The organism is Methylomarinum sp. Ch1-1, from assembly GCF_030717995.2.
Lineage (GTDB): Bacteria > Pseudomonadota > Gammaproteobacteria > Methylococcales > Methylomonadaceae > Methylomarinum > Methylomarinum roseum.
Map to the genome: position 1 here is coordinate 2296032 of NZ_CP157743.1, position 25269 is coordinate 2321300.

The following is a 25269-nucleotide window of genomic DNA, read 5'->3' on the forward strand; positions in this document are numbered from 1 at the left end:
GGTGTTAGAAAACATAAAAATAGGCATGATCGGACTGGGCTACGTCGGCCTGCCGCTGGCGGTGGAGTTCGGCAAGCAGTATCCGACCGTCGGCTTCGATATCAACCGGCAGCGTATCGATCAATTGCGGGCCGGCAGTGACCACACGCTGGAAGTCAGCGAACAGGAGCTGGCGGAAGCGGATCAACTGAGTTACACGGCGTCGATAGAAGACATTGCCGAATGCAATGTCTATATCGTCACGGTGCCGACACCGATCAATGAATACAAGCAACCCGACTTGACGCCGCTGCAGAAGGCCAGTGAATTGCTCGGCAAGGTGCTCAAACCGGATGATGTCGTCATATACGAATCCACCGTTTACCCCGGAGCGACCGAGGAAGTCTGTGTGCCGATATTGGAGCGGGTATCCAAGCTGGTTTTCAACCGGGATTTCTATGTCGGCTATAGTCCGGAACGGATCAACCCGGGCGACAAGGAACACCGTGTGACCAATATACTGAAGGTGACCTCGGGGTCCACCGAGGCGGTAGCCGAAAAGATCGACCGCCTGTATCAAAGCATTATCGCCGCCGGCACCCATAGGGCCAGCAGCATCAAGGTCGCCGAAGCGGCCAAGGTCATCGAAAACACCCAGCGCGATGTCAATATCGCGCTGATCAACGAGCTGGCGTTAATTTTTAATCGCCTGGGCATAGACACCGAGGAGGTGTTGTTGGCCGCCGGCACCAAATGGAACTTTCTGCCGTTCCGTCCCGGTCTGGTCGGCGGACATTGCATCGGCGTCGATCCCTACTATCTGACCCACAAGGCGCAGGCTATCGGCTACAATCCGGAAATCATCCTATCGGGCCGGCGCATCAATGACGGCATGGGCGAATATGTCGTCGGACAGTTGGTCAAGCTGATGCTGAAAAAACGCTTTCATGTGCAAAACGCCGATGTGTTGATCATGGGCTTGACGTTCAAGGAAAATTGTCCGGATTTGCGCAACACCCGAGTCGTCGATATCGTCAAAGAGTTGAATACTTTCGGCGTCAACGTTCATGTCTACGATCCCTGGGTGAATGCCGAGGAAGCGAAGCAAGAGTATGGCATACGACCGTTGGCGCAACCCGAGCCACAAAAATATGACGCCATCGTCATTGCGGTCGCTCACGACCAGTTCAAGCAGATGACTATCGAAGAAGTGCAGGCGTTTGGCAAGGACAATGCCGTAATATATGATCTGAAATATCTTTTCCCCGCAGAACTAACGGACGCACGATTATAAGAATGAGAATCATGGTTACCGGCACAGCCGGTTTTATTGGAAATCACCTGGCGTTAAGATTGCTGGAGCGAGGTGATGAGGTGATTGGCATAGACAATCTGAATGATTACTATGATGTCAATCTGAAGCTGGACAGGCTGGCGCGCATCAACGATTATCAGGGCTACACCGATGTCAGACTCGATCTGGCCGACCGCGCCGGCATGGAAGCGGTTTTCAAAAAATATCAGCCGCAAAAGGTCGTCAACCTTGCGGCCCAGGCCGGGGTGCGTTATTCGATCGAGAATCCGCATGCCTACATGGACAGCAACATCGTCGGTTTCATGAATGTGCTGGAAGGCTGTCGCCATCATGGCGTCGAACACTTGGTCTATGCCTCCAGTAGCTCGGTTTACGGCGCCAACGAGAGCATGCCGTTTTCGGTCCATGACAATGTCGATCATCCGTTGAGTCTGTACGCGGCGTCGAAAAAAGCCAACGAATTAATGGCGCATACCTACAGCAATCTCTACCAATTGCCGACGACCGGGCTGCGCTTTTTCACCGTGTATGGGCCGTGGGGCAGGCCGGATATGGCCTTGTTTTTATTCACCAAGGCTATTCTGAACGGCGAAAAAATCAAGGTGTTCAATTATGGCAGGCATCGCCGCGACTTCACCTATATCGATGATATCGTCGAAGGCGTGATCAGGACCCTGGATCATAGCGCCCAGCCTAATCCGCAATGGAGCGGCAAGGCTCCGGACCCGGGCACCAGCAGGGCACCGTGGCGGGTATATAACATCGGCAATCAAAAGCCGGTCGAATTGCTGGACTATATACATACGCTGGAAAAATTTCTCGGCAGAAGCGCGGAAAAAGAGCTGTTGCCGCTGCAGCCGGGCGACGTGCCGGACACCTATGCCGATGTCGAGGCGCTGATCGCCGACGTCGATTACCGGCCGAGCACCACGATAGAGCAAGGCATCGAGCGCTTTGTCGACTGGTATCGGGATTATTATCAATTGAATTAGCAAGACTGAGAATATGAAGATGATGCAAGACGTTCCGCAACATTGGCGCCCGACTATGGTGGGTACGGCAGTCGTCACGTTGTTGTCGGCAATCATCTTTTATGACACCTGGGTCTCGATCGTCAGAATATGGTGGCGGTCCGATACATTCACCCATGGTTTTCTTATCATACCGATCAGTCTTTGGTTGATATGGACTAATCGTCACCATTATCGAGCTCTGCGGCCTGGAATCAGCGGGTCCGTGGTCACTGTTATCTTCGCATGCGGGCTAGTATGGCTGTTGGCGGATTTAAGCAATGTCCAGGTGATCAGACAATATGCCGCCGTCGCGTTGCTGATTTCGGCTTTGTGGATGTTGCTAGGGCATCGTGTCGCATTCAACATGATGATGCCGCTGGGTTTTCTGCTGTTTATGGTGCCTAATGGCGAGGATCTGATACCGCCGTTAATGAATTATACGGCAAATTTCACCGTATGGATGTTGCGTTTGACCGGTTTGTCGGTTTACAAGGAAGGCTTGAATTTCACCTTGACCTCAGGCAATTGGTCGGTTGTCGAAGGTTGCAGCGGACTCCGATATCTGATCGCCTCGATTACGCTCGGCTTTGTCTACGCTTATTTGACCTATAACCAATACTGGAAACGAGTCGTTTTCGTGTTGCTTGCCATTATCGTTCCGATCATAGCCAATGGCTTTCGCGCCTATATGATCGTGATGATCGCTCATTACAGCGATATGAAATTGGCGTTGGGTGTTGATCATTATATTTATGGTGGTGTTTTTTTTGGCTTGGTCATGCTGTTGTTGTTCTTTTTGGGTTCATTCTGGAGAGATCCGCCTCTACAGCAGTTTGATGCTGAGAAAAAACGTCGTGTCGGGGGGCGTCATGAACAACGAGCAAATTACCGGCCATTGCTTTTTCCGCTAGTGACCGTGTTGATCGCGTTTTCGCTGTGGCCGCTGACATCGGCTTGGATGAAGCATCAGCAAGCGGATAGAGCGGATATCAGACAGAGCTTCGCCACATTACACGCAATGGGGTGGCAAGAGACGCCAGACCCGCTGTGGGGCTGGAAGGCGCAATTCAACGGTCCGACAACCGAGTCCTATCGCTATTTTTCCAATGGAGAACATAAACTGGGTATTTATCAAGCGGCCTTTGCTGATGAACATGAAGGCGGCGGGGAATTAGTCAATTCGCAAAACCTGGTCGTACGCCAGAAAGACCCCGTATGGAAACAGATAACCAGCGGTCAAGTCGAAATAATAACAGAGTATGGAACGGTCACTGTGAATGAATATGTGATTCGCAGTCAATTTCATCAGCTCCATTTGTTGCGCTGGCATCAGGTTGGCGCTAAAGCTACTGGGAGCCCATACCTAGCCAAACTTCATCAAATGATCAAACTTTTAACGGCGGATTCATCCAGGGAGCAACAAGTCGTCTTATTCACTGAAACCTCGGAATATGATTACGACAAAACGAGGGAAATGTTAAAAGGTGTCGCTGTAAACTGGATAAAAAACGATTAATGATTCATGGCATGAGTCTGTATAGTTATTCGGCATCCGCGCTTGCCTTTTCGGTGTTGTTTTTACTGATTGTTATCAACGGCAAAAAAAATACCGTTGCCTTGCCTTTTTTAATCGCCACTTGCTTGTCGGTGATCTGGTCCGCTTATTCGGCCTATGCCATGCATCATGAACAGCTGTATGCTTTCGATGTTCTAGGCATCGAGACCTTGCGCAATGGCGGTTGGTATTTCTTTCTCAGCGTCTTAATTTCCAGACAACAATTCGGCAATCAGTATGCTTTTCTGCTGCGATATTGGCAGCCCAAGGCCATGCTGGCGTTTATCGCTGTGGTGTGCCTGTTGGAATTTTATTCCGAGCTCCGTTATCAAATACAGAATGCCTTGGGCTTCGATTTTCGCCTTTATGCGCACATTTTTTTCGCCCTCGTCGGTTTGATGCTGGTCGAGCAGCTTTATCGCAATGCCTTGGCCGAACAACGTTGGCATATTAAATTTGTCTGTATCGCCTTGGCCGCGCAGTTCGTTTTCGATTTCATCATCTACAGCAAATCCTTGATGTTCTCCAGTTTGGATTTTAACTTATGGAATGCAAGGGGATTGATCAACGCCTTATTGGTTCCGCTGTTGATTTTATCGGTTAACCGCTTGAATACTCGCCCGGCCGCGGTAGCCGTTTCCAGGCAATTTATATTTCATACCACCGTCTTGCTGGGGGGCGGCGTTTATTTGTTGTTGATGTCGCTGATGGGGTTTTATATCCGCGATTACGGCGGCAATTGGGGGGGCGGTAGCGCAAATAGGGTTTATTTTCTTGGCGATCCTATTGTTGACGGTCTTTTTTGTGTCGGGGCAGGTTAGAGCGCTCGCCAAGGTTTATTTCAGCAAACATTTTTTTCAACATCGTTACGATTATAGAGATGAATGGATCAAACTTAGCAGAACGCTCGCCCAATTAAAATCGATCGACGAGACATCCGGTTATATCGTCAAAACCCTGGCCGATCTGGTCGACAGTTCGGGCGGCGGGTTATGGTTGAAGAACGAACAGGGTGATTATTATCTGGCTGAAAATAGCAATCTAGGCTTTAATGCGTTGCAGTTGATCGATAGTAAAGATCCGACGTTGGGGTTTGTCAAAAAAAACCAATGGGTGATCGATTTCGTCGAATATTTTAATGACCCCGATATCTATGCCGAGGCTGGGCTGGAAAAATGGTATGCGCGCCAAAATAACATTTGGCTAATCGTGCCGCTGTTCTTGCAGAATGACCTGGAAGCATTTGTCGTTCTGAGCAAACCCCGAGTCGCACGGCAGATCGATTGGCAGGATCATGATTTGCTGAAAACCGTCGGCATGCAGTTGGCCAATGCCTTGGCGTTGATCCGCGCCAGCGAAGATCTCAGTCGTACCAAGCAATTTGAAGCCTATAGCAGATTGTCCGCTTTTTTGGTGCACGACTTGAAAAATCTGGTCGCGCAAATTGCGCTCATCGTCAAAAATTCCGAGAAGCACAAGCATAACCCCGAGTTTATCGACGATTCGATTGAGACGCTGGAAAACGTGGTCAGCAAGATGCAGCGAATCTTGACTCAGTTAAAAAAAGGCGATGTCAAAAAAATCGACAGTCATCGGCAAGTCGATTTGAGAGAGGTTATTAACGATGTCGAATTACAACAAAACAATAACAAGCCCAGGTTACAGCTAGTTCTGGCTTGCAAAAATGCTCTGATTAAAGGCGACAAGGCAAAGCTCATCAGTATTATCGGTCATCTCGTGCAGAATGCCCAGGACGCGACCGCGGAAGATGGAATCGTCAAATTAGAGTTGCATAAACAAGAGCGCAGCGCTATTGTAAAAATCATCGACAATGGCTGTGGGATGGATCAAAACTTTATTCAACAGCGTTTGTTCAAGCCTTTTGACACGACCAAGGGCAATGCCGGCATGGGTATAGGCGTTTATGAGGCCAGAGAGTATATGCTGCAACATTCCGGACAAATAAAGGTGGAGAGCGAGCCGGGAGCAGGAACTACCTTTACCTTAACATTCCCGTTAAGGGTGAATGGAGCATTCCTGTAGGGCGCCAAATTGGCATTGTGCGTATCCAGGCGGATTGCCTGGCGGCGAATCCACCCTACGGTGGGTCGAACCGACGGCTGTGATGCCAACGTGGGCGGATTCGTAGGGTGGCTTCGCGAAGCAAGCCACCAAACAACACGCCGCCGGGGGCCAAATTGGCATTGTGCGTATCCAGGCGGATTGCCTGGCGCCGAATCCACCCTACGGTGGGTTCCACCCGACGGTTGCGATGTAACGCGTAGGGCGGCTTCGCGTAGGGTGGCTTCGCGAAGCAAGCCACTAAACAACACGCCGCCGGGGGCCAAATTGGCATTGTGCGTATCCAGGCGGATTGCCTGGCGGCGAATCCACCCGACGGTGGGTTCCATCCGACGGTTGCGATATAACGCGTAGGGCGGCTTCGCGAAGCAAGCCACCAAACAACACGCCGCCGGGGGGCAAATTGGCATTGTGCGTATCCAGGCGGATTGCCTGACGGCGAATCCACTCGACGGTTAAAGGTAAGATGTGTCGACAGAGAGGAAAACTCCGGATGGTGGAAATCATCGGTTTCAACCGCAGGATGCGGAAAACCGCATGTCCTGTGGTGTGGGGAGGTGACAGGCGCAATCCCGTCACCTCCCCGATCGATATATTTGTCTATCCTCCTTGGGAACGCAGACAGGTAAAGGTTTTCACGCAACAGTTTCAGAATCAAAAACAGTTTCCAATAGTGGCAGAGATTGTTTAATCAGAGAAAGATCCAATGGATGATAAAAAAACACTGCTCGTGGTCGAAGATGACCCCGGATTGCAAAAACAATTCAAATGGGGGTTTGAAAACTGCCAAGTGGTATTGGCAGGCGACAGAGAGGAAGCGATAACCGCCTTAAGACGTTTCAATCCGGCTGTCGTGACGCTAGACTTAGGCTTGCCGCCGGATCCTGCCAATGCCAGTGAAGGTTTGCAAACATTGCAGGATATCCTGCAATTAGCCCCATCGACCAAGGTGATTGTCGTCACCGGGAATGATGACAGGGAAAACGCGATACAAGCCGTCGCATTAGGCGCCTACGATTTCTATCATAAACCGGTGGATCTGGAAATACTCAATTTGATCATAGATCGGGCATTCCAGCTAAATCAACTGGAGAAAGAAAAACAACAACTGCAGCAAAAAAGCAAAGAACCGTTAGCCGGGATCATCGCCGCCTGCGAGAAAATGCAAAAATTATCCCGCATGGTTGAGAAAATAGCGCCGACTCAGGTAACCGCGTTGTTATTAGGCGAAAGCGGCACCGGTAAGGAGGTCTTTGCGAAAGCCATTCACCAGCTCAGTGACCGAGCCGAGAAGCGGTTTGTCGCCGTCAATTGCGCCGCAATCCCGGAAAATCTGCTGGAAAGCGAGTTGTTCGGTTATGAAAAAGGCGCCTTTACCGGGGCGGTTAAACAAACCAAAGGCAAAATAGAATATGCGCACGGAGGCACTTTTTTTCTCGACGAAATCGGCGACTTACCGTTTCCTCTGCAAGCCAAATTATTGCGCTTTATTCAGGAACGAACCATAGAAAGGCTTGGCGGCAGGGGGGAAATTGCCGTCGATGTGCGCATCATTTGTGCAACGCATCAGGATATACAAAGCCTGATTGAAGCCGGGCGTTTCAGAGAAGATCTTTATTATCGCATCAGCGAGATGGCGTTGACTATTCCGCCATTGAGGGAGAGGGAGGGTGACGCCATTGTGATCGCTAGAGCCCTGTTAAGAAGATTCAGTGAGCAGAATAATAAAAAAATAACCGGGTTCACCAAGGAGGCGGCTCAAGCGATAGAAAATTTTTCCTGGCCCGGCAACATTCGCCAGCTGGAGAACAAGATCAAGCGGGCGGTTATTATGAGTGACGGTGTGAATATCAGTCTGGAAGATTTGGACATGGACCTTGGTGAAAGCAAGGAGCAACTGCCGTTTAATTTAAAACAAGTGAGGGAAATAGCGGAAACAGCCGCTATTCAAAGGGCGTTGGCTTATTGCGACAACAATATCACCAATACGGCAAAGTTGTTAGGCGTCACGCGACCGACGCTTTATTCATTGTTCAATAAATACGGTATTGAAGTTTAGGGGCGCGGGTTTTCCCGGTAGGAGCGCCGTACTCGGCGCGATACTTTTGTTTCGTTTCGAGATGCTATGGCAAAATATTTTGTAAAGACGTCAGCGAGATAATGCCCCGGTAAAGAACTTGATTGTCGTGAATCAGTCCATAACACTCATAAGAATCGGGCTGGTCGGATAATTCCCTGGCCAGAATATGCAGCGCATCGTTGCTCTTTAATTGGCTGAGAAGCATGCGATCTATGCTGAGTTGATGCGTAGTATAAACCATCGGTTTTTTCTCGAAATCATGATGATTCTTCAAGGCCTTTTCCAATAAAGCGCAGGAAATCAGACTGCATGGGAAAATCTCAGGAAAATCGGCTTTGTCGTTGAGTTCGTCAAAATACAACGATTGATCGATAAATGTAGCGCATAAAAAATTTTTGGCGTTACTGGCGATGCGAGTCATGGGACAGATTGAAATCATCTGTTGTATTACGAGAGATAACGATTTTCTGAAAGCAAAAGACGGTATGTAACTATTCAGCATAGTTCTTTTCAGAGGGATTGGGGTATTGATTTATCGGGCTGTCTGTAACAGGATGACTGCAGTCAGAACGCGACCCGATCCAATGGCCTGCTGCCTAAAGACTGCAAGACGCTAAATAGTTACGACGGTATTTTATATACCCGTTTTTTACCTAACCCAGATTAAAATCATGATTTTTGGCAGCTAACTGTTTATACTGTTCTAACAATAGAGTTGAGTATAATGCAAGGCGAAAATTTGCGAAACATACTGAAAAAAATTCTTTCTGCATCAGAACTACAAGAGGGGATTGCTTGGCATCGCCGCAACTACGATGCCAATTCAATCATTATAAAACAAGGCGATTTAGGTCAAACGCTTTTTTTTATCGAAAAAGGTGTCTTAAGAGTGGCAGGCAAGGTTGAACTCGATGACCGTAGGCAGATTCAACCCGGAGTCTGTGATCTTGAAAGCGGATCGATATTTGGAGAAATTTGTCTGCATCGTTCTCAAACAAGAATGGCAACGGTTACGGCGGCAACTGATGTGAAATTATTAGAAATTGATGGAGAAAGCCTAAGTTCTTATCTAGATGCTAATCCCATTCAAGGGTATTTATTTTATAAGGAGTTGTTTGGAACGATGATAAAAAGGTTGGACGTGGCCAATCATCGGGTTGAAAGTTTAATGGCTTGGGGCTTGAAAGTGCATGATATCGATAAATATTTATAGTTTGAGATTTTTTTCTAGTGTTGATTATAATTGTAAATCTAGCTGAAAGAGTGTTAGCTTAAGAAACAATAACTTGTAATGGTTCCTCCGTTGCGAAGCAAACAGAGACTAGTCCGCAAGCTCAGTTTTTCCAATAAATATTAGTCAATGTTGCTAGACGATATAAAATGTTTGGCAGCAATAATCCTGCATTGATTCTAAATAATGATAAATTTAAGTTTGGTTTAATCTTTATGCAATAGCATTGACCTCAACATTATTTAACCAAGCAGAAAAGCTGTTAATTATGCTGGATGGAATAAGATTTGCTCTAACTGAAGACGAACGACGCGCTTCCTATAGGCTTCGTTATAAGATTTATGTTGAATCGATGGGGAGACTTAAAGAAAAAGGGAATCACATGCTCAAGGAATTACGAGATCAATACGATGAGGTGGCCAGAACCGTAATCGCGATAAAAAATGGCGAGCCGATCGGTACTTTAAGGGTTTTTTGGGGAGGCGATATTACCTTCTCCAACTCAATGAAAGAAGTTTATCCTTTGGATCTTTTTTTGCAAAGGCTGAGTGAAAAGGACATATGTGTCATTGAAAGACTAATGGTCGAAGAACATCATAGAGGCTCTGCGACCGCTTTACGTTTATACCGTGAAGTGATGAAATTTGTACTTGATCATAAAGTGGAAGCAGTCCTGATTGATTGCGAACCGCATCATATGAATTCCTATTTGAAGCTTGGTTTTCGCCCTTGTGCGGAAACTTATAATTACCCTGGCATTGGCTCGGTCGTTCCCATGGTATTGATTACGGGTGATTTTATGTACTTGAAGGAAGTAGGGTCTCCCTTTACTAAGTTGATTACGAAAGAAGATGTCGGTTATTGCCGCCGGGTTGACGAATTGAGAACATTGGTCAAGTGTAAGTCGAGAAATGTTGATTTTTCAATGTTATACAGGAATCGTATCAAGACGGTAAATAACGTAGATAACCTGAATAATAAAAAAATGGCAGCCCGCTTTAAGATGAGACTAAGCGCTTAATTGATACTTTTGTTTTTATGGTTGCTCAGGTTTTCAGCGAAACCAACCTTCCTTAACACTACTAGAAATTCGATATCCGCAACGCAGAATTTTCTAGCTTTTTATCCGCCATTTCCAGAATACAGGAATGTTTAAGATAAATTAATTTGTCTTAAACATTCCTTATCTTTATTCTAATTGTTAGAATATCCAATCATTAGTGAATCAACAGTGGTTCTTTTCTTGCGTTGTTGAGGATGACGCTTAGGAGAGAGATTAGAGTGCCGCCCTTGTTTAAGGGAATATAGAAGGCGTTGGTATTTTTTGATATGGAATGGTGCAAAATGCAAGACGGTGTGAGATTTGCCGAAACCGATGAAGACTTTAGCGCGTCTTATCAGTTGAGGTATAAAGTCTATGTGGAGTGTATGGGCAGGCTTAAGGATAAGGGCGATCATGTTTTGAAGGAATTGCGGGACGAATACGACAAAAATGCCAGGGCGGTTATCGCAATTAAGGACGGAGAACCTATCGGTACTTTAAGGTTATTTTGGGGCGGTGACGCGACATTCAGTCAAACCTTGATCGAAGCTTACCATCTAACGCCTTTTATGGAGTTTCTGGATGAGAAGCAAATCTGTATTGTTGAACGTTTAATGGTCGATGAAAAACATCGAGGCTCCACTGCAACCTTGCGGATGTATAAAGAAGTTATGCATTTCGTGCTAAATCATCACATTGAAGCTGTTTTACTTGATTGTGAACCACATCATCTCAACTCCTATTTAAAACTTGGCTTTAGACCGTTCACCGAAACCTATTCTTATCCCGGAATTGGTCTTGTCGTACCAATGGTGCTTATTTCTGGTGATTATGAACATTTGAAACGGGTAGGTTCTCCATTTGGAATGTTGACACGGGAAGAGGATTTGAGTCATTGCCGCCACACCAAACAATTGCTAAACTTGATCGAAAGTCAACGTAATGTTCTCAGTCAATCTGGCTGTAATCAGTCTGACTTTTTACAACACATTTATGCCGACCCCAGTCTGCTTGCCAATACAAAACCAAAAATATTCGATTCACTTAGCACAGATGAAATTCAAAGAGTCATTGAAAAAAGCCATATTATCGAATGTAATTTGGGTGGTCATATTATCGAGAAGGATAATGCCGCAAAGACAATGTTTATATTGCTCTCGGGGATAGTCGAAGTTAGAAGGGACGGCGAATTACAGGCCGTCATTTCACCGGGAGAGATGATTGGCGAAATTGCGTTCTTTTTAAAAACTCCCCGCTCGGCGAGCATTATTGCCGCCACCGATGAAGTAAAAATATTGAGCCTTGACGAGCCGTCGATGTCGCGCTTATTGAAATATGAAAGCGAACTAGCCAACAAAGTATTAATGAATCTTTGCCGTAGCTTGTGTTCCCGGGTGATTAGCGGTGTTGAAACGTCGGATTTGAGAGCGCGTTGAAGTATTTTGACCTTAGTTGACTTTCTTTTCGGGAGACTATCGTAAACGCTATGTTGAGTTTTATGAAATGAAATCCAACATTTTTGCAGTTAATAATATTTTCGATGACAACCTTGCGTATGATTGTCACATAGCCCGCCTCTGTCACAATTCATCTATCCCAGATAGAAGTCAATTTGTGGTTTTTTGCAACGAAGACTATTCAATACCGATAACGCCAACTATCCTTTAGGGAAAGCAGAAATTGTCAGCTGACTCAACTTTAGAATAAGTGAGTGTTAATAAGTTCAGCTGTATAAGATATCATCCAAGATAACTGGGTTTTGGAAATCCATGACGGAATGACGAAGCATTTAATGCAGTCTGACTTTTTTCTCGGTACTTAAACCGTTTAATGACGATCGATAATTCAAGAGAACATCATGATAAAAAAAAACGTAATTGTAAAATTGCATCGGACAACGCTCATTCTAGGACTTAGCGCTAGCATGAATGCCGGCGCAGCCACATACGATTTTCAAGATCAGCGACAAGACGAATTTGAAAGTCCAGGCCAGCTCTTACTAACGCCTGATAGTTTCGCCCATGTGCCTATGGATATGGATCAGGAAGTGATGCTACAAGATGAAATCGAGCAAAACAAAAGCGATTATCAACATGTGCTTAAACTGATTAAACAACATCGACAGGAAGAGGCTGAAAAAAAGGTCGCGGAATTATTGGCGAGTAAGCCGGATGTAGCCGTTTTTCATGATCTGCGCGCTTTATTGAACATTCTTGATAAAGATTTGGCTGCCGCTGCAAAAAGTTACCAACAAGCCATCGAGGTGAATCCGAAAGATACTCTGGCATATTTGGGAATAGCTAAATTGGCCATGGCGGAAAATAAACTGGAGCAAGCCAAGGAGTATGCTGAAAAGGGTCTTGCCGTTAACGATAAAGCATTGCAAGCTTACTTTATTTTAGCGGATGTGGCTCTCAAACAGAAAAACCTGCTTGAAGTTGAAAATATATTGATAACGGCCCTGGAAAAAGTAAAAGGGAACATACCGGCCGAATTAAAAACCCTCAAAAACCTGGGTAAATATTATGCTTCACAAAAGAAACCGGAAAAAATTCTGGCGATCAGCGAAGAATTAAGCAATCGTTATCCTAAAAATAATAATGTGATTTCCGCATTGGTCGCTGCGCAGCTCGCTAACAATCAAAAAGATCAGGCCGAACAAAATCTAAGGCGGATTATCGATAGAGACAAACAAGATATTAAAAATCGTCTACTGTTAGCTAGTTTGCTCAGCCAGCAGGCAGGCAAGGAGAAAGACGCACTGGCGTTGATGGACGAGGCGGCAAAAATAAACCCCGATCAACCTCAAGCCAATTATTTGAAAGCTACCTACTTGATTCAACTTGATCGAACCCAGGATGCAATGGAAATTGCTGATAAATTGGATGCTCAATTTCCCACGTTGCCCTTAGGTAAATTATTGCAAGGTAAAGCTTATATAGCCGACAAAAAGTTGGATAAGGCTACGGCAGCCTATAAAAAAGCTTATCAGTTGCAAGCCAATAATAGAATTCTGTTTACTTTGGCCAATTTGCTTAATATCCAGGGCAAATCAGAGGAAGCGATCAATATGCTGAATGAGGCGCTGTTGAAAAAACCGAATAACCTGTCTCTCCATTACAGATTAGCGACGATTTATCAGTCCCAGAATGACACTAAGCTTGCTGAAAGTCATTATCGGATCATTTTGGATCAGCAGCCTGATAATGTTTTGGCGCTAAACAATCTGGCTTGGATGTATGCGCAACAAAGAAATACCAAAGCATTGGGGTTGGCGGAAAAAGCCTACACCAAGGCGCCTAAATCTGCAGCTATTGCCGACACATATGGATACATTCTTCTTCAACAAGGACGTCCGGTCGATAGTTTGGCGATACTAAAAGAGGCCGCTGCTCTGGCGCCTAAAGCCATCGATATTAAATATCATCTAGCAGAAGCCTATGATGCAAATGGTAATAAGCAAAAAGCCGCTGAGATTTTGGAGGCTATCGTAAATAGCGAACAGGATTTTGCTGAAAAAAAAGAAGCAATCCAATTATTGAAACAAATTAAAGCTAAATAGTGTTGTATCTTTATCGTAAATTTATGCTTTATCTTTTGAGTAGGAATTTCAAATGAAGGCTTTTGATTATGATTTGGCGTTTTCCCGAAACATTGGAATTACTAGACTAGAAGAACAACTTCGATTAAAAAACGCCACTTTTGCCATTGCGGGCATGGGGGGGGTCGGTGGTGATTATTTAATTACTCTTGCCCGTGCCGGGGTCGGTAATTTCAAAATATCAGATTTCGACGAATTTGAACTGGGCAATTTCAATCGACAGTACGGGGCAACGATATCATCCGTCGGCCGGAAAAAAATGGATGTCATGCAAGAACTTGCTTTGGATATAAACCCCGAGGCTACTATACGAACTTATGGAGAAGGCATCAACGTTGACAACATCGGTGACTTTTTGCAAGGCGTCGACGTCTTCATCGATGCCGTTGAGTTTTTTGAAATAGAAGCCCATCAGTTAATCATCAATGCGTGCATGGAGCGGAATATACCTGCCATTTTTGGCGTGCCGCTTGGTTTTGGCGTTGGTGTGTTGGTTTACACTTCAAAAGGCATGTCTTTTGATGATTATTTTGATCTCGACTACAATGCCCCATTCGAACAGCAGGTTTTAAAAATGACTATAGCCTGTGCACCGGCAGGGTTTCATCTGAAATACTTAGTGGACCGTAGCTCAATAGACTTGGCTAAACGTAAAGCACCGAGTATTGCCCCTGGCTGTAAGCTGGCAACCGGCATCGTTATCACTAAAGCCATATTAGCACTTCTACATCCCGAAGAGCTGAAGCCTATCCCGTATTACACCTGCTATGATGCCCGCCTGAACCGACTAAAAAATGGTTATCTCTGGTTAGGCAACAGAAATCCAATACAAAAGCTTAAGTTTTTTCTGGCGAAGAAAATGCTGGGTATTTAGGGGAAGGTAATGATCAACTCTTCCTGCTACATAAAGAGGTTGTTTTTCAGTCATCGCTCATAAGCGTTGCAAGACAGAGGCTTAATGTCGAGTGTAATCACCGGATGTTGTGCAAATTTTATGGCATGGTTCGTGGGTTCCCGCATATAGTTATATTGATTAGCATAATTTCGGCTTCTAACGCACTCCGTTTTCATATTCAGTAAGAAGCGTTTCATCATGGTTTGAGTGAGCTGCTGGTAAGACTCTTCAGTTGCTCGCCAAGCAATACAAACGGCAAAATGATTTGATTGTCGAAAAATTTTACACAAGGAAGTTGTAATCGGTTTTGCGTTAGCCAAGCACCGTTCTCCGGTAAATCAATCGCCAAAGGCAGTGATGGCGGTTAAAGCGATCACGATCGCTCCGGGTGTAGCTTGCTAGCGGTGAATCCGCGACAGGTCGCTATACTTAGCGAAGTATTCAAGCGACATTCAGTGTCAACTTTCTTTACGAGCTCTTAACTTAACACGGCAAATACCAACGTATAACATTCGGGAATTGAAATTACCGTTAAAAACAAAATTAAAGGGTATTTGCATAAGCTTGTCTCTCACTAGTCTGAAAAGTCCGTTAGATAAGGCTTTCTGCATGAAAGCAAGCGAAATTACTCTACAATTAACCCTGCTGATTCAGATAGACGATTTGCCCCGCAGGAACCAAAAAATGATCACTGGCACAGTTAATGCTTGTTCATTTGCGAACATTAACAATTCGTAGGAGAATTAATCATGACTTCAGCACATAAAAAATTATTAGGGGCTGTAGTATTCGGCTTAGCCGCCGTTACCAGTCCTTATGCCAACGCGCAAAATTTTGCGACTATCGATGAGAATTCATTGGATGCTGCTTATGACGGAAATTTTACATCGGAAGTTCTCAATGGAGAATATGACGAGCTCGTAACTATTACCGGTGCAAATACTTTTAGTGTCGCATTGGCTTTTGATGCCGGCGCATGGACCATTGCGACTGACATCGCTGGAAATGGCTCTGACCTTACCAACAGTACCGATGGATATGACATCTATGGTCTTTTTACCGGCACGGGAACCTTCACCTCAGATCCAGGTATCATTGGTTCAACAAATGTAATATTGAATACATTCACCTTTACTAGCGGAACTTTTGAACTTTACGCTGACTTAGATAATGACAACAGCAATATAGATGGTTTTGTAACTTCTATCACACCGGATGGCAATGATGTATTGCTTGCTAGTGGTGATCAGGTTATCTCAGGAAGTGGAACACAAATAGTTTTAGCAAGTGATCCACTTCAATGCTTTAATGGCGACAATAACGATTGCGGAAGCTTTGGTGTTACTACAAGTCTGTCTTTGACGCCAGCAGGCATGAATTATTTTACCGATCCGGTTCCTTTCTTTAACGCCTCTATTGAAGCCGGAAATTTTTCAACTATTAACACAACTCTTGGTGTGCAGACAGAAGTAGACCAAGCTGTGATGAATATTATTTTTACAAATGTACCTGAGCCAACCAGCTTAGCATTGCTGGGTATCGGTATGCTGGGTTTCGGGGTCTCCCGTCGCAAACAAGCTTAGTACCCACCCATTCGCTTAGACAAAATAAGTGTCAAGCTTGTAGAAAAACCGCCAATCGTTGCTTGAGGTTGGCGGTTTTTTACGTTTAAACATCCTCACTAGAGCAAGCAGTTAGCTAAGGTATATGTCTGACAGCTCTGTTCACATACTCCGTTACAAAGTTCAACTCCAGCAATTGCTAAGCTAACTATCACCAGCCTAATGTCTCTTCTTCCACTATAATGATAAGGTATACTCAGTTCACCGGCTTGGGAAGAAAAGGCTCTTTGATCATTCTCGGTTTTGTTGCACAATTACCCGGGACTTTACGCGTTAGAGAAAAGCCCACTTCAAAGCTAAAAGCACATTTTGTTAATGAATACCACTAATCAGGCATCTATGAAGGGGTTGATATGAATAGCAGCGAGAAAAAAGTAAAAGAAATTTTTGCGTTAGCTGGAATTGAAATAAATGGCGACAGACCATGCGACCCGCAAATAAACAACCAAGATTTCTATAGGAGATTTATGTCGGATGGCAGGCTTGCCTTGGGAGAATCTTACATGGATGGCTGGTGGGATTGCGAGGATATGTACGAAATGTTTTGCAAGCTTTACAGCGCACTTGGGTTAATAGCAAATACCCTAAAAAGCCCTGCGGCGATGTTAATCATTTTGCGTGAAAAGCTGCTTCCTTATGGTAGCAAAACACGTTCAAAAAATATTGGCAAACATCATTATGATATTGGCAATGAGCTTTATAAAAGAATGCTCGACCCCTATATGGTTTACTCATGTGGGCTGTGGGAGAACGGTGCGAATAGTCTTGCAGAAGCCCAACAGCATAAGCTGCAAAGGATATGTGAAAAACTAAAAATACAACCTGGGCATCATTTATTGGAGATAGGCTGTGGGTGGGGAAGTTTTGCCAGGTATGCGGCTGAACATTATAAGGATATTAAAGTGACTGGTCTCTCGGTAAGCCAGGAACAAATTAATCTTGGCCTAGAGCTATGCAAAGACTTGCCAGTAGAGCTACTTTATCGAGATTATCGGGATCACCAAGGAACATATCCTCGTATAGTTAGCATCGCGATGTTCGAGGCAGTCGGTAAAAAGTATTTCCGAGATTATTTTAAAAAGGTTCATGATTTACTAGATAAAGAAGGGATTTTTTTCATGCATACCATAGGTTTTAATACCTCGGATTATGCCAGTCCTTGGATACAAAAATATATTTTTCCAGGGGCTTATCTTCCTTCCATGACCCAGATTGCAAAAGCATCAGAAGGATTGTTCGTGATAGAGCATGTAGAAAATATAGGCCCCAATTACGCACCGACTCTGAATGCCTGGCATGACAACTTCATTGACTCATGGGATGAAATACATGAGCTTAATCCTGAAAAGTATGATGAACGTTTTAAGCGAATGTGGATTTATTATTTATTACAGTGCTCTGCGACGTTTACTACCCGGATCGCACCCGTTTGGCAGCTTGTCATGCGTAAACCTGAGGCCTCCGGTTCCTATTTTTATAAAGTATAAAAAAACTTTGCTAGTACCCAAGCTCAACTCAGGATGGCTGAAACATTCCTAACGCGTTGTTTTTATCCTGACTATCCGACTTCGATTTTTGTATAGAGATATGGCAGTTAAACGAATTGCAATACGCAAGATCACAGACGTGTTAGGGGCTGAGTTTTAGAACTAAATTGAGCAAGCGGAAAATCTGCTTCAATACCAAGGCCAGTGTCGGAAGAATTTATATGATCTCCAGCTGGTTTAGCAGCATCCAATGTTTTGGTATTGCCCGACTGCTTTACTCGTTCTGAAATCGCCAAGGAGGATGGAAATATCGCAACCGTATAAAGCGGGATGTGTAAGTAATCAATGACTTGCTCTTATGGAGACTGAAAAATACTTAAGCTCCGAGGTGGCGAAAATTTGTGTTCTTAGGTAGAGGTACTTGCGCTATGTAACTTGGATTTCGCTCTTAATCTCATTGAAATAAATGCAATCAGTAGATTTCAATATTCGCTACCTCATAGATTTTGCGATAATACTGTAAATCAAAGGCTTTTCTGGGGTCAAGCTGCTCCAAAATTTTAAGAGTTGATCCAAGGCCTTCCCCTGATTCATGGAAATGAAGGATTTAAGCATGCATAACGAATTATTTGTTTTTAGATTAGGAAGCTTTGTAACCCGGCATCCCTGGTGGGTGATGCTGACGTCCTTGCTATTGGTTTTTGGCTTGGCGGCAGGCGTTGTGCATCTGACTATTAAAAGCGATTATCGTGTTTATTTTAGTGATGATAATCCTCAGTTACAGGCATTTGAAGCGATACAACAGGAATATAATAAAAGTGATAATGTGCTTTTTGTGGTGGAGCCTGTGCAAGGGAATGTGTTCGACCCTCAGGTCTTGCAGGCAATCAAGGATTTGACTGAGAAATCCTGGCAAATTCCTTATTCCAATCGCGTCGATTCGATTTCCAATTTTCAGCATACCGTTGCGGAACAGGATGAGCTGATCGTCGCCGATTTGGTTCAGGATGCGGAAAAGTTATCGGCCGAACAGCTCCAATATATTAAGACTGTGGCAGTGAATGAGCCTTTGCTGGTCAATCGTTTGGTTTCCAAGAGCGGTCATGTATCAGGCGTCAATGTGACCGTGCAATTACCGGGAAAAAGCAGTGATGAATTTGTCGAGGTCACCGAGTTTGCAAGGAAAATAGCCGCAGAGATAGAGACGGTTTATCCTATGGTAAGGTTGCATTTGACCGGATTATTAATAATGGGCAATGCGTTTACCGAGCAGGCGATGCATGATAATACGACATTGGTGCCGGCAATGTACGGCATCGTCGTGCTCGTCTTAATGCTGTGTTTACGTTCAATTGTCGCCACATTGAGCGTGGTGCTCGTCATCGTGTTCGCGACTTTCGCCGCTTTAGGGACAGCTGGTTGGATGGGATTTTACTTGACGACAACTTCGGCGGTTTCGCCGATTATTATCTTGACCTTGGTGGTGGCCGATTGTGTACATTTGTTAGTCACTTTTCTACAACACATGCGAGCCGGCCATGAAAAGCTGCACTCGATCAGAGAAAGCCTAAGGATTAATTTCCAACCGATTGCATTGACCAGCATCACCACGGCAATCGGTTTCTTGAGCATGAATTTCAGCGATTCCCCCCCATTCAGAGATTTAGGCAATATCGTTGCCATGGGTGCTGTGATCGCCTTGCTTTTGACAGTGACGTTTTTGCCGGCGCTGATGACGATTGTACCGCTACGGGTCAAGGTTACAGCGGAATCTGCTCAGGATAGAATGGCTGGGTTTTCGGCGTTTGTGGTCAATAGGCGTAAAGCTTTGTTGATTTCTACTGTGTTAATCTCACTAGGCATTATGGCGTTTTTGCCTCGCAATGAATTGAATGACGAATTTGTAAAATATTTTGACAAAGCAGTGGCTTTTAGAAAGGCGACAGATTTTCTGAATGAAAACATGGGCGGAATTTATACCCTCGAATATTCCATTCATGCCGATGAGAGCGGGGCGCTCAATGAACCGGAATTTTTGGGAAAGTTGCAGCAGTTTAGTCTATGGCTGCAACAACAGCCCCAAGTTAGGCATGTGAATATCATTACCGATACCTATAAGAGACTGAATAAAAGCATGCATGGTGATAAGCCGGAATGGTATCGCTTACCGGAGGCCCGTGATCTGGCGGCGCAATATTTGTTGTTGTACGAGATGTCTTTGCCTTATGGGCTGGATATCAATGATCAAGTCAACATGGATAAGTCCGGAACACGGGTTATCGTGACCATCGATTCGTTAAGTTCTAATGAAATGCTAAAGCTTGAAACGTATTTTTCCAATTGGTTAGCCTCGAATATGAGTGCTTATCAATTCGATGTTTCAAGCCCTAACTTGATGTTTGCTCATATCGGCAAACGCAATATCAGTCGCATGATTGTGGGGACTGTTTTTGCCTTGATGACGATTTCCTTTATTCTCATATTCGCCTTCCGTTCCGTCAGACTAGGATTGATCAGTTTGCTGCCGAATCTGTTGCCATCAGGTATTGCTTTTGGTTTGTGGGGGATTTTTAATGGCAATGTCGGATTGGCTTTATCGGTGGTGACAGGGATTACCTTGGGTATCGTCGTGGACGATACGATCCATTTCATCAGCAAATACCGCAGAGCTAGAATAGAGCAGGGCTTTGACAGACAGGAGTCTGTCCGTTACGCTTTTTCGACCGTCGGGATGGCGTTGTGGATTACGTCATTGGTATTGGTCAGCGGTTTTAGTGTGTTGGGGTTTTCCCATTTTACGATGAATTCGGATTTGGGCTTGATGACGGCGCTGACGATCGCTATTGCCTTATTGCTGGATTTTTTGCTTTTGCCGCCGCTTTTAATGACGTTGGACAAGAAGTAATTCAGACGCCTAATATGTTATATTTGATCAACGAGTTCGCTGACTGTAAGTAAGACAGCACGAAAATGTGGGAGGACGCACTTGTGCCTTCCGGAGGTGATTAATCCCACTCGATGCGCTTCACGTTGTTCAGCACATCCTACGGTACGGGACTTATTTAATGGAAACTTGTAAAACCGGAAACAAATTATGAGAAAGATTCTTTTGTTATTCATTTTGGCGCTGCTGCAGCCGCTCGTTTACGCCCAGACACCGGAACAGCGGGGATTGGAAATCGTCGAGGAACTGGATCGCCGGGATACAGGTTTTGGTGATAGTGTCGCCGAATTGAAAATGATTTTGATCAATCGTAGCGGCGACCAGAGTGTTCGCGAGCTGGAAATGCGGACCTTAGAGGTGATCGGCGATGGCGACAAGAGTCTCAGCATTTTTAGCAGTCCCAGAGACATCAAGGGGACGGCTTTTTTAAGTTTTACCCATGCGTTGGAAGCGGATGAGCAATGGCTCTATCTGCCGGCCCTGAAACGGGTCAAGCGTATTTCCTCCAGCAACAAGTCCGGTCCTTATCTAGGCAGTGAATTTGCCTTTGAAGACTTAACCTCATTCGAGGTGAAAAAATTCAATTATAAATACCTGCGCGATGAAGTCTTTAAGGGGATCGATTGTTTCGTCGTTGAATTCTATCCGCAATACGAACATTCCGGCTATACCCGGGAAATTGCCTGGATAGACAAGGCGCGCTATATTCCGCTCAAAATCGATTTTTATGACCGTAAAAACGCCCCGTTGAAGACTCTGGAAAACAAAGGTTATCGACAATATCTCGATCAATACTGGCGCCCTGATGAAGTGGTGATGACGAACCACCAAAACGGGAAAAGCACGGTGTTGTCGTGGGAAAATTATCAATTCAGAAACGGCTTGACCGATCGGGATTTTGACCGCAATACGTTGAAAAGAGCGCGCTGATTGGCTGCTGAGACTTGTGAATGCTTCTTCAAGCCATTAGTCGTCAGCACGGTAACATTTTATCGCATCCCCAAAATATCAAGATGACCGCCAAAAACGATGCTCGCCCCTTGATCGCCCATATAATCTACAGTCTGGGCGTAGGAGGCTTGGAGAACGGCGTGGTTAATTTAATTAACCGGATGCCGGAAGACCAGTATCGGCATGCGATCATTTGCATCAAGCATTCGACCGATTTCAGCAATCGATTGCAGCGGGCCGATGTCGAGATTTATGAGCTGAATAAAAAGGAAGGTCATGATTGGCGGTCTTTTATAACGATGTATCGTTTGCTGAGGCGACTGCAACCGGCGATCGTCCATACCCGCAATCTTGCCACGATCGAGTATCAGCTGCCGGCTTTTCTGGCCGGCGTAAAATGCCGGATTCATGGCGAACATGGCTGGGATGTGTTCGATCCCGATGGCGCCAATAAAAAATATCAGCTGCTGAGAAGACTGCTGGGTTTGTTGATCCAGCGCTTCATTCCTTTATCCGAACATCTGCAAGCTTACTTGGAAAGCAAAGTCGGGATCGATCCGAATAAAATTTTTCGCATCTGTAATGGTGTCGACACGGAAAAGTTCTACCCTGTCGAACATAAATCACCGTTAAAGGATTGCCCGTTCGCTTTCAAAGATAGCTATCTGTACATAGGCACTGTCGGCAGAATGCATGGCGTCAAGGATCAGATGACCTTGGTTAAGGCGTTTGTTGAATTGCTGGAAACACAGCCTGAGTTAACACAAACAGTCCGTTTGGTGATTATTGGAGACGGGCCGCTTAGAGAACAGGCGATAAGGATGTTGACGGAAAAAAAACTCGATCATCTGACCTGGCTGCCGGGGGCGAGGGATGACATCGCCGGCATCATGCGTAATCTGGATATTTTTGTTTTGCCGTCGCAAGCCGAAGGCATTTCCAATACCATACTCGAAGCGATGGCAAGCGGTTTGCCGGTGATTGCAACGAATGTGGGCGGCAATGCGGAGTTGGTGAACGACGGCGTGACCGGAAGCCTGGTGGAAAAAGAAGATTATCGAGCGATGGCGGCGAGTATCGCAGATTACAGCAATGATCCGGAGAAAAGGCGTTTGCATGGGCATCAGGGGCATCAGCGGGTCCTGCGGAAGTTTTCAATCGCGGTCATGGTTGACAAGTATCTGGAGGTGTATAATTCTTGTCAGCAAAAGGCTGGGAAATAAACGTTGTTTTGCCGTAACGGCTCGCCCACTTATTGAATGCGGCAGGGCATGTAGGGTGGATAAGCCTGAAAGGCGCATCCACCAAAGATGCCGACCTGGTGGATGCGCTCCGCTTATCCACCCTACTGGGAGTGAGTAGTTACGTTTTGTCATGGCAAGTTATACAATGCTGTTAATTGGCAGAGACAGCATTAGTATTCTGATCGATGCGCTTCACGTTGTTCAGCACATCCTACAAAATCAGAAGGCGAATGATGCCCAGCTGCATGACATGGCAAGACTTAGCGGATAACGGGATATGATATGTGCGGAATCGTCGGAATATTTGATCTGAAGGAAAAGCGGGACATTAATCGGGAACTGCTTTCCTGCATGAACGAGCGTCAGTTCCATCGCGGGCCCGATGAAGGCGGCTTGCATATCGAACCAGGTTTAGGGTTAGGCCACCGGCGTTTATCCATTATCGACCTGAGCAGCGGACAGCAGCCGATGTTGAGCCCCGATCACAATGTCGTCCTGACTTACAACGGTGAAATCTATAATTTTCTGGAGCTGCGCAAGGAGCTGGAAGCGCTGGGATATCACTTCGACACGCATTGCGACACCGAAGTGATCCTGCATGGATGGCGCGCCTGGGGCGAAGCTTGCGTGGAAAAGTTGCGTGGCATGTTTGCCTTCGCGATTTGGGATAAAACGTCTGAAACCCTGTTTCTGGCCAGGGACCGGTTGGGCATCAAACCCTTATATTATGCCGAATTGACTAACGGCCAGTTCATCTTCGCGTCGGAGTTGAAGGCGTTAAAGGAACATCCTTTAATGCCGAAAGAGCTGGAGCCGACCGCGATCGAAGAGTATTTCGGCTTCGGCTACATCCCCGATCCCAAAACGATATACAAAAATGTCTACAAACTGGAGCCCGGCCACACCCTGACCCTAAAAAGGGGACAGGCTACTTTTCAGCCAAGGCAATATTGGGACGTCAGTTTCTCCGAACAGTCTTTCGGTTCGGAACATGAAGTGGCGGAAGAGTTGATGGCTCGCTTCGAAGAGGCGGTTAAAATCCGCATGATGGCCGATGTGCCGCTGGGCGCCTTTCTATCCGGCGGCGTCGATTCCAGCGGCGTGGTGGCGATGATGGCGCAAAATTCGCCCGATCCCGTCAACACTTGTTCCATTTCCTTTGGCGATCCCAAGTACAATGAATCGCAATTTGCGCGGCAAGTCGCCGAGCGCTATCACACCGCACATCGGACGGAACAGGTCGATCCCGATGATTTTCAATTGTTGAATCAGTTGGCGGGGCTTTACGACGAACCTTATGCCGACAGCTCGGCCTTACCGACCTATAGAGTTTGCGAGCTGGCCAAGAAGCAGGTGACCGTGGTGCTATCCGGTGATGGCGGCGACGAAAACCTGGCCGGCTACCGGCGTTATCGCTGGCATACTTATGAAGATCGCATGCGGTCTTTAATGCCCGATGCAATGCGTAAGCCCCTGTTTGGTTTTCTTGGGCTAGCCTATCCAAAAGCCGATTGGGCGCCGAAAATATTTCGCGCCAAGTCCACATTGGAATCGATCGGACGGGACTCGCTGGAAGGCTATTTCCACAGCGTTTCGGTCAATTCCAACAGCATCCGTTCGGCCTTGTTCAGCGAAAAACTGAAAAAAGACCTGCAGGGTTACCAAGCCGTCGAGGTATTCAGGCGCCATCAGAAAAATGCCCCTGTTGGCAATGCTCAATCCCTCGTGCAATATTTGGATATCAAAACCTATTTGCCGGGCGATATCCTGACCAAGGTGGATCGGGCCAGCATGGCGCATGCCTTGGAAGTCAGAGTGCCGCTGTTGGATCATGAGCTGGTCGAATGGATGGCGAGCATGCCGTCAGGATTGAAGCTAAAAAACCGGGAAGGGAAATATATTTTCAAGAAAGGCTTGGAAAAGTATTTATCCGATGAGATTCTATATCGCCCGAAAATGGGTTTTGCTGTGCCGCTGGCAAGCTGGTTTAAAGGACCGCTTAGAGAGCAGGTCAGAGAGTCCTTGCTCGGGGAAACAATGGCGGGGTGCGGCTTGTTCGATCAGAAATTTTTGACAAGAATGGTCGATCAACACCAAAGCGGGTTAAGGGATTACAGTTCGCCGATCTGGTCGTTGTTGATGTTCGAGTCGTTTTTGGAAAACAGTTAGCGTTTTATTATAAAATTGACAATTTACAGTTAAGTTAGGGCTGCATTGCGTACCATCCA

Annotated in this window: 18 protein-coding genes; 17 read left to right on the forward strand and 1 reads right to left on the reverse strand. The window is 45.7% G+C overall.

Going from position 1 to position 25269, the window contains the following annotated elements:
* Position 1 precedes the first annotated feature (1 nt).
* From tviB to prsR, 6 genes are all read left to right on the forward strand, one after another.
* Entirely contained in the window at positions 2-1273 is a 1272-nt protein-coding gene (gene tviB, locus Q9L42_RS10760; RefSeq protein ID WP_349431049.1) for a Vi polysaccharide biosynthesis UDP-N-acetylglucosamine C-6 dehydrogenase TviB, read from the forward strand.
* A 2-nt stretch (positions 1274-1275) separates the two neighbouring features.
* Positions 1276-2286, forward strand: a complete 1011-nt coding sequence (locus tag Q9L42_RS10765) for an NAD-dependent epimerase (RefSeq protein ID WP_349431050.1) — start codon at positions 1276-1278, stop codon at positions 2284-2286.
* A gap of 13 nt (positions 2287-2299) precedes the next feature.
* Positions 2300-3823, forward strand: coding sequence for an exosortase A (gene xrtA, locus Q9L42_RS10770; protein ID WP_349431051.1), 1524 nt, complete (start codon positions 2300-2302; stop codon positions 3821-3823).
* Between the two features lie 11 nt (positions 3824-3834).
* Complete coding sequence (locus tag Q9L42_RS10775) at positions 3835-4683, forward strand: hypothetical protein (protein ID WP_349431052.1); 849 nt, start codon at positions 3835-3837, stop codon at positions 4681-4683.
* Positions 4637-5905, forward strand: a complete 1269-nt coding sequence (gene prsK / locus Q9L42_RS10780; RefSeq protein WP_349431053.1) for an XrtA/PEP-CTERM system histidine kinase PrsK — start codon at positions 4637-4639, stop codon at positions 5903-5905. The genes Q9L42_RS10775 and prsK overlap by 47 nt, the downstream gene beginning before the upstream one ends.
* Positions 5906-6650: 745 nt before the next feature.
* The gene (gene prsR / locus Q9L42_RS10785) at positions 6651-8003 is read left to right on the forward strand and encodes a PEP-CTERM-box response regulator transcription factor (RefSeq protein WP_349431054.1); all 1353 of its coding nucleotides are present in this window, start codon (positions 6651-6653) and stop codon (positions 8001-8003) included.
* Positions 8004-8067: 64 nt separating this feature from the next.
* On the opposite strand, the gene Q9L42_RS10790 is transcribed toward prsR, so the two are convergent.
* A complete protein-coding gene (locus Q9L42_RS10790) occupies positions 8068-8445 on the reverse strand; it encodes a hypothetical protein (protein WP_305908417.1) in 378 nt (125 codons plus the stop codon).
* Between the two features lie 303 nt (positions 8446-8748).
* Between Q9L42_RS10790 and Q9L42_RS10795 the strand changes: the two genes are divergently transcribed.
* The 11 genes from Q9L42_RS10795 to Q9L42_RS10845 all read left to right on the forward strand — a co-directional run bounded on the left by Q9L42_RS10795 (position 8749) and on the right by Q9L42_RS10845 (position 25210).
* Positions 8749-9237 carry a cyclic nucleotide-binding domain-containing protein gene (locus Q9L42_RS10795; RefSeq protein WP_349431055.1) on the forward strand — a complete coding sequence of 163 codons (489 nt, stop codon included), beginning with the start codon at positions 8749-8751 and terminating at the stop codon, positions 9235-9237.
* Between the two features lie 244 nt (positions 9238-9481).
* Positions 9482-10276 carry a GNAT family N-acetyltransferase gene (locus tag Q9L42_RS10800; RefSeq protein WP_305908414.1) on the forward strand — a complete coding sequence of 265 codons (795 nt, stop codon included), beginning with the start codon at positions 9482-9484 and terminating at the stop codon, positions 10274-10276.
* A gap of 323 nt (positions 10277-10599) precedes the next feature.
* On the forward strand, positions 10600-11733 hold the full coding sequence (locus tag Q9L42_RS10805; protein ID WP_349431056.1) for a GNAT family N-acetyltransferase: 1134 nt from the start codon (positions 10600-10602) through the stop codon (positions 11731-11733).
* Between the two features lie 422 nt (positions 11734-12155).
* Complete coding sequence (locus tag Q9L42_RS10810; RefSeq protein WP_349431057.1) at positions 12156-13859, forward strand: tetratricopeptide repeat protein; 1704 nt, start codon at positions 12156-12158, stop codon at positions 13857-13859.
* A 52-nt stretch (positions 13860-13911) separates the two neighbouring features.
* A complete protein-coding gene (locus Q9L42_RS10815; RefSeq protein WP_349431058.1) occupies positions 13912-14772 on the forward strand; it encodes a ThiF family adenylyltransferase in 861 nt (286 codons plus the stop codon).
* Positions 14773-15542: 770 nt separating this feature from the next.
* Positions 15543-16376, forward strand: coding sequence for a flocculation-associated PEP-CTERM protein PepA (gene pepA, locus Q9L42_RS10820; RefSeq protein ID WP_305908408.1), 834 nt, complete (start codon positions 15543-15545; stop codon positions 16374-16376).
* 392 nt (positions 16377-16768) lie between these two features.
* Positions 16769-17902 carry a cyclopropane fatty acyl phospholipid synthase gene (gene cfa, locus Q9L42_RS10825; RefSeq protein WP_305908407.1) on the forward strand — a complete coding sequence of 378 codons (1134 nt, stop codon included), beginning with the start codon at positions 16769-16771 and terminating at the stop codon, positions 17900-17902.
* A 613-nt stretch (positions 17903-18515) separates the two neighbouring features.
* Positions 18516-20807 carry an efflux RND transporter permease subunit gene (locus Q9L42_RS10830; RefSeq protein WP_349431059.1) on the forward strand — a complete coding sequence of 764 codons (2292 nt, stop codon included), beginning with the start codon at positions 18516-18518 and terminating at the stop codon, positions 20805-20807.
* Positions 20808-20996: 189 nt separating this feature from the next.
* Positions 20997-21776 carry an outer membrane lipoprotein-sorting protein gene (locus Q9L42_RS10835; RefSeq protein ID WP_305908403.1) on the forward strand — a complete coding sequence of 260 codons (780 nt, stop codon included), beginning with the start codon at positions 20997-20999 and terminating at the stop codon, positions 21774-21776.
* 83 nt (positions 21777-21859) lie between these two features.
* A complete protein-coding gene (locus Q9L42_RS10840) occupies positions 21860-23020 on the forward strand; it encodes a TIGR03088 family PEP-CTERM/XrtA system glycosyltransferase (RefSeq protein WP_349431060.1) in 1161 nt (386 codons plus the stop codon).
* Positions 23021-23323: 303 nt separating this feature from the next.
* Positions 23324-25210, forward strand: a complete 1887-nt coding sequence (locus Q9L42_RS10845) for an XrtA/PEP-CTERM system amidotransferase (RefSeq protein ID WP_305908400.1) — start codon at positions 23324-23326, stop codon at positions 25208-25210.
* Positions 25211-25269: the final 59 nt, after the last annotated feature.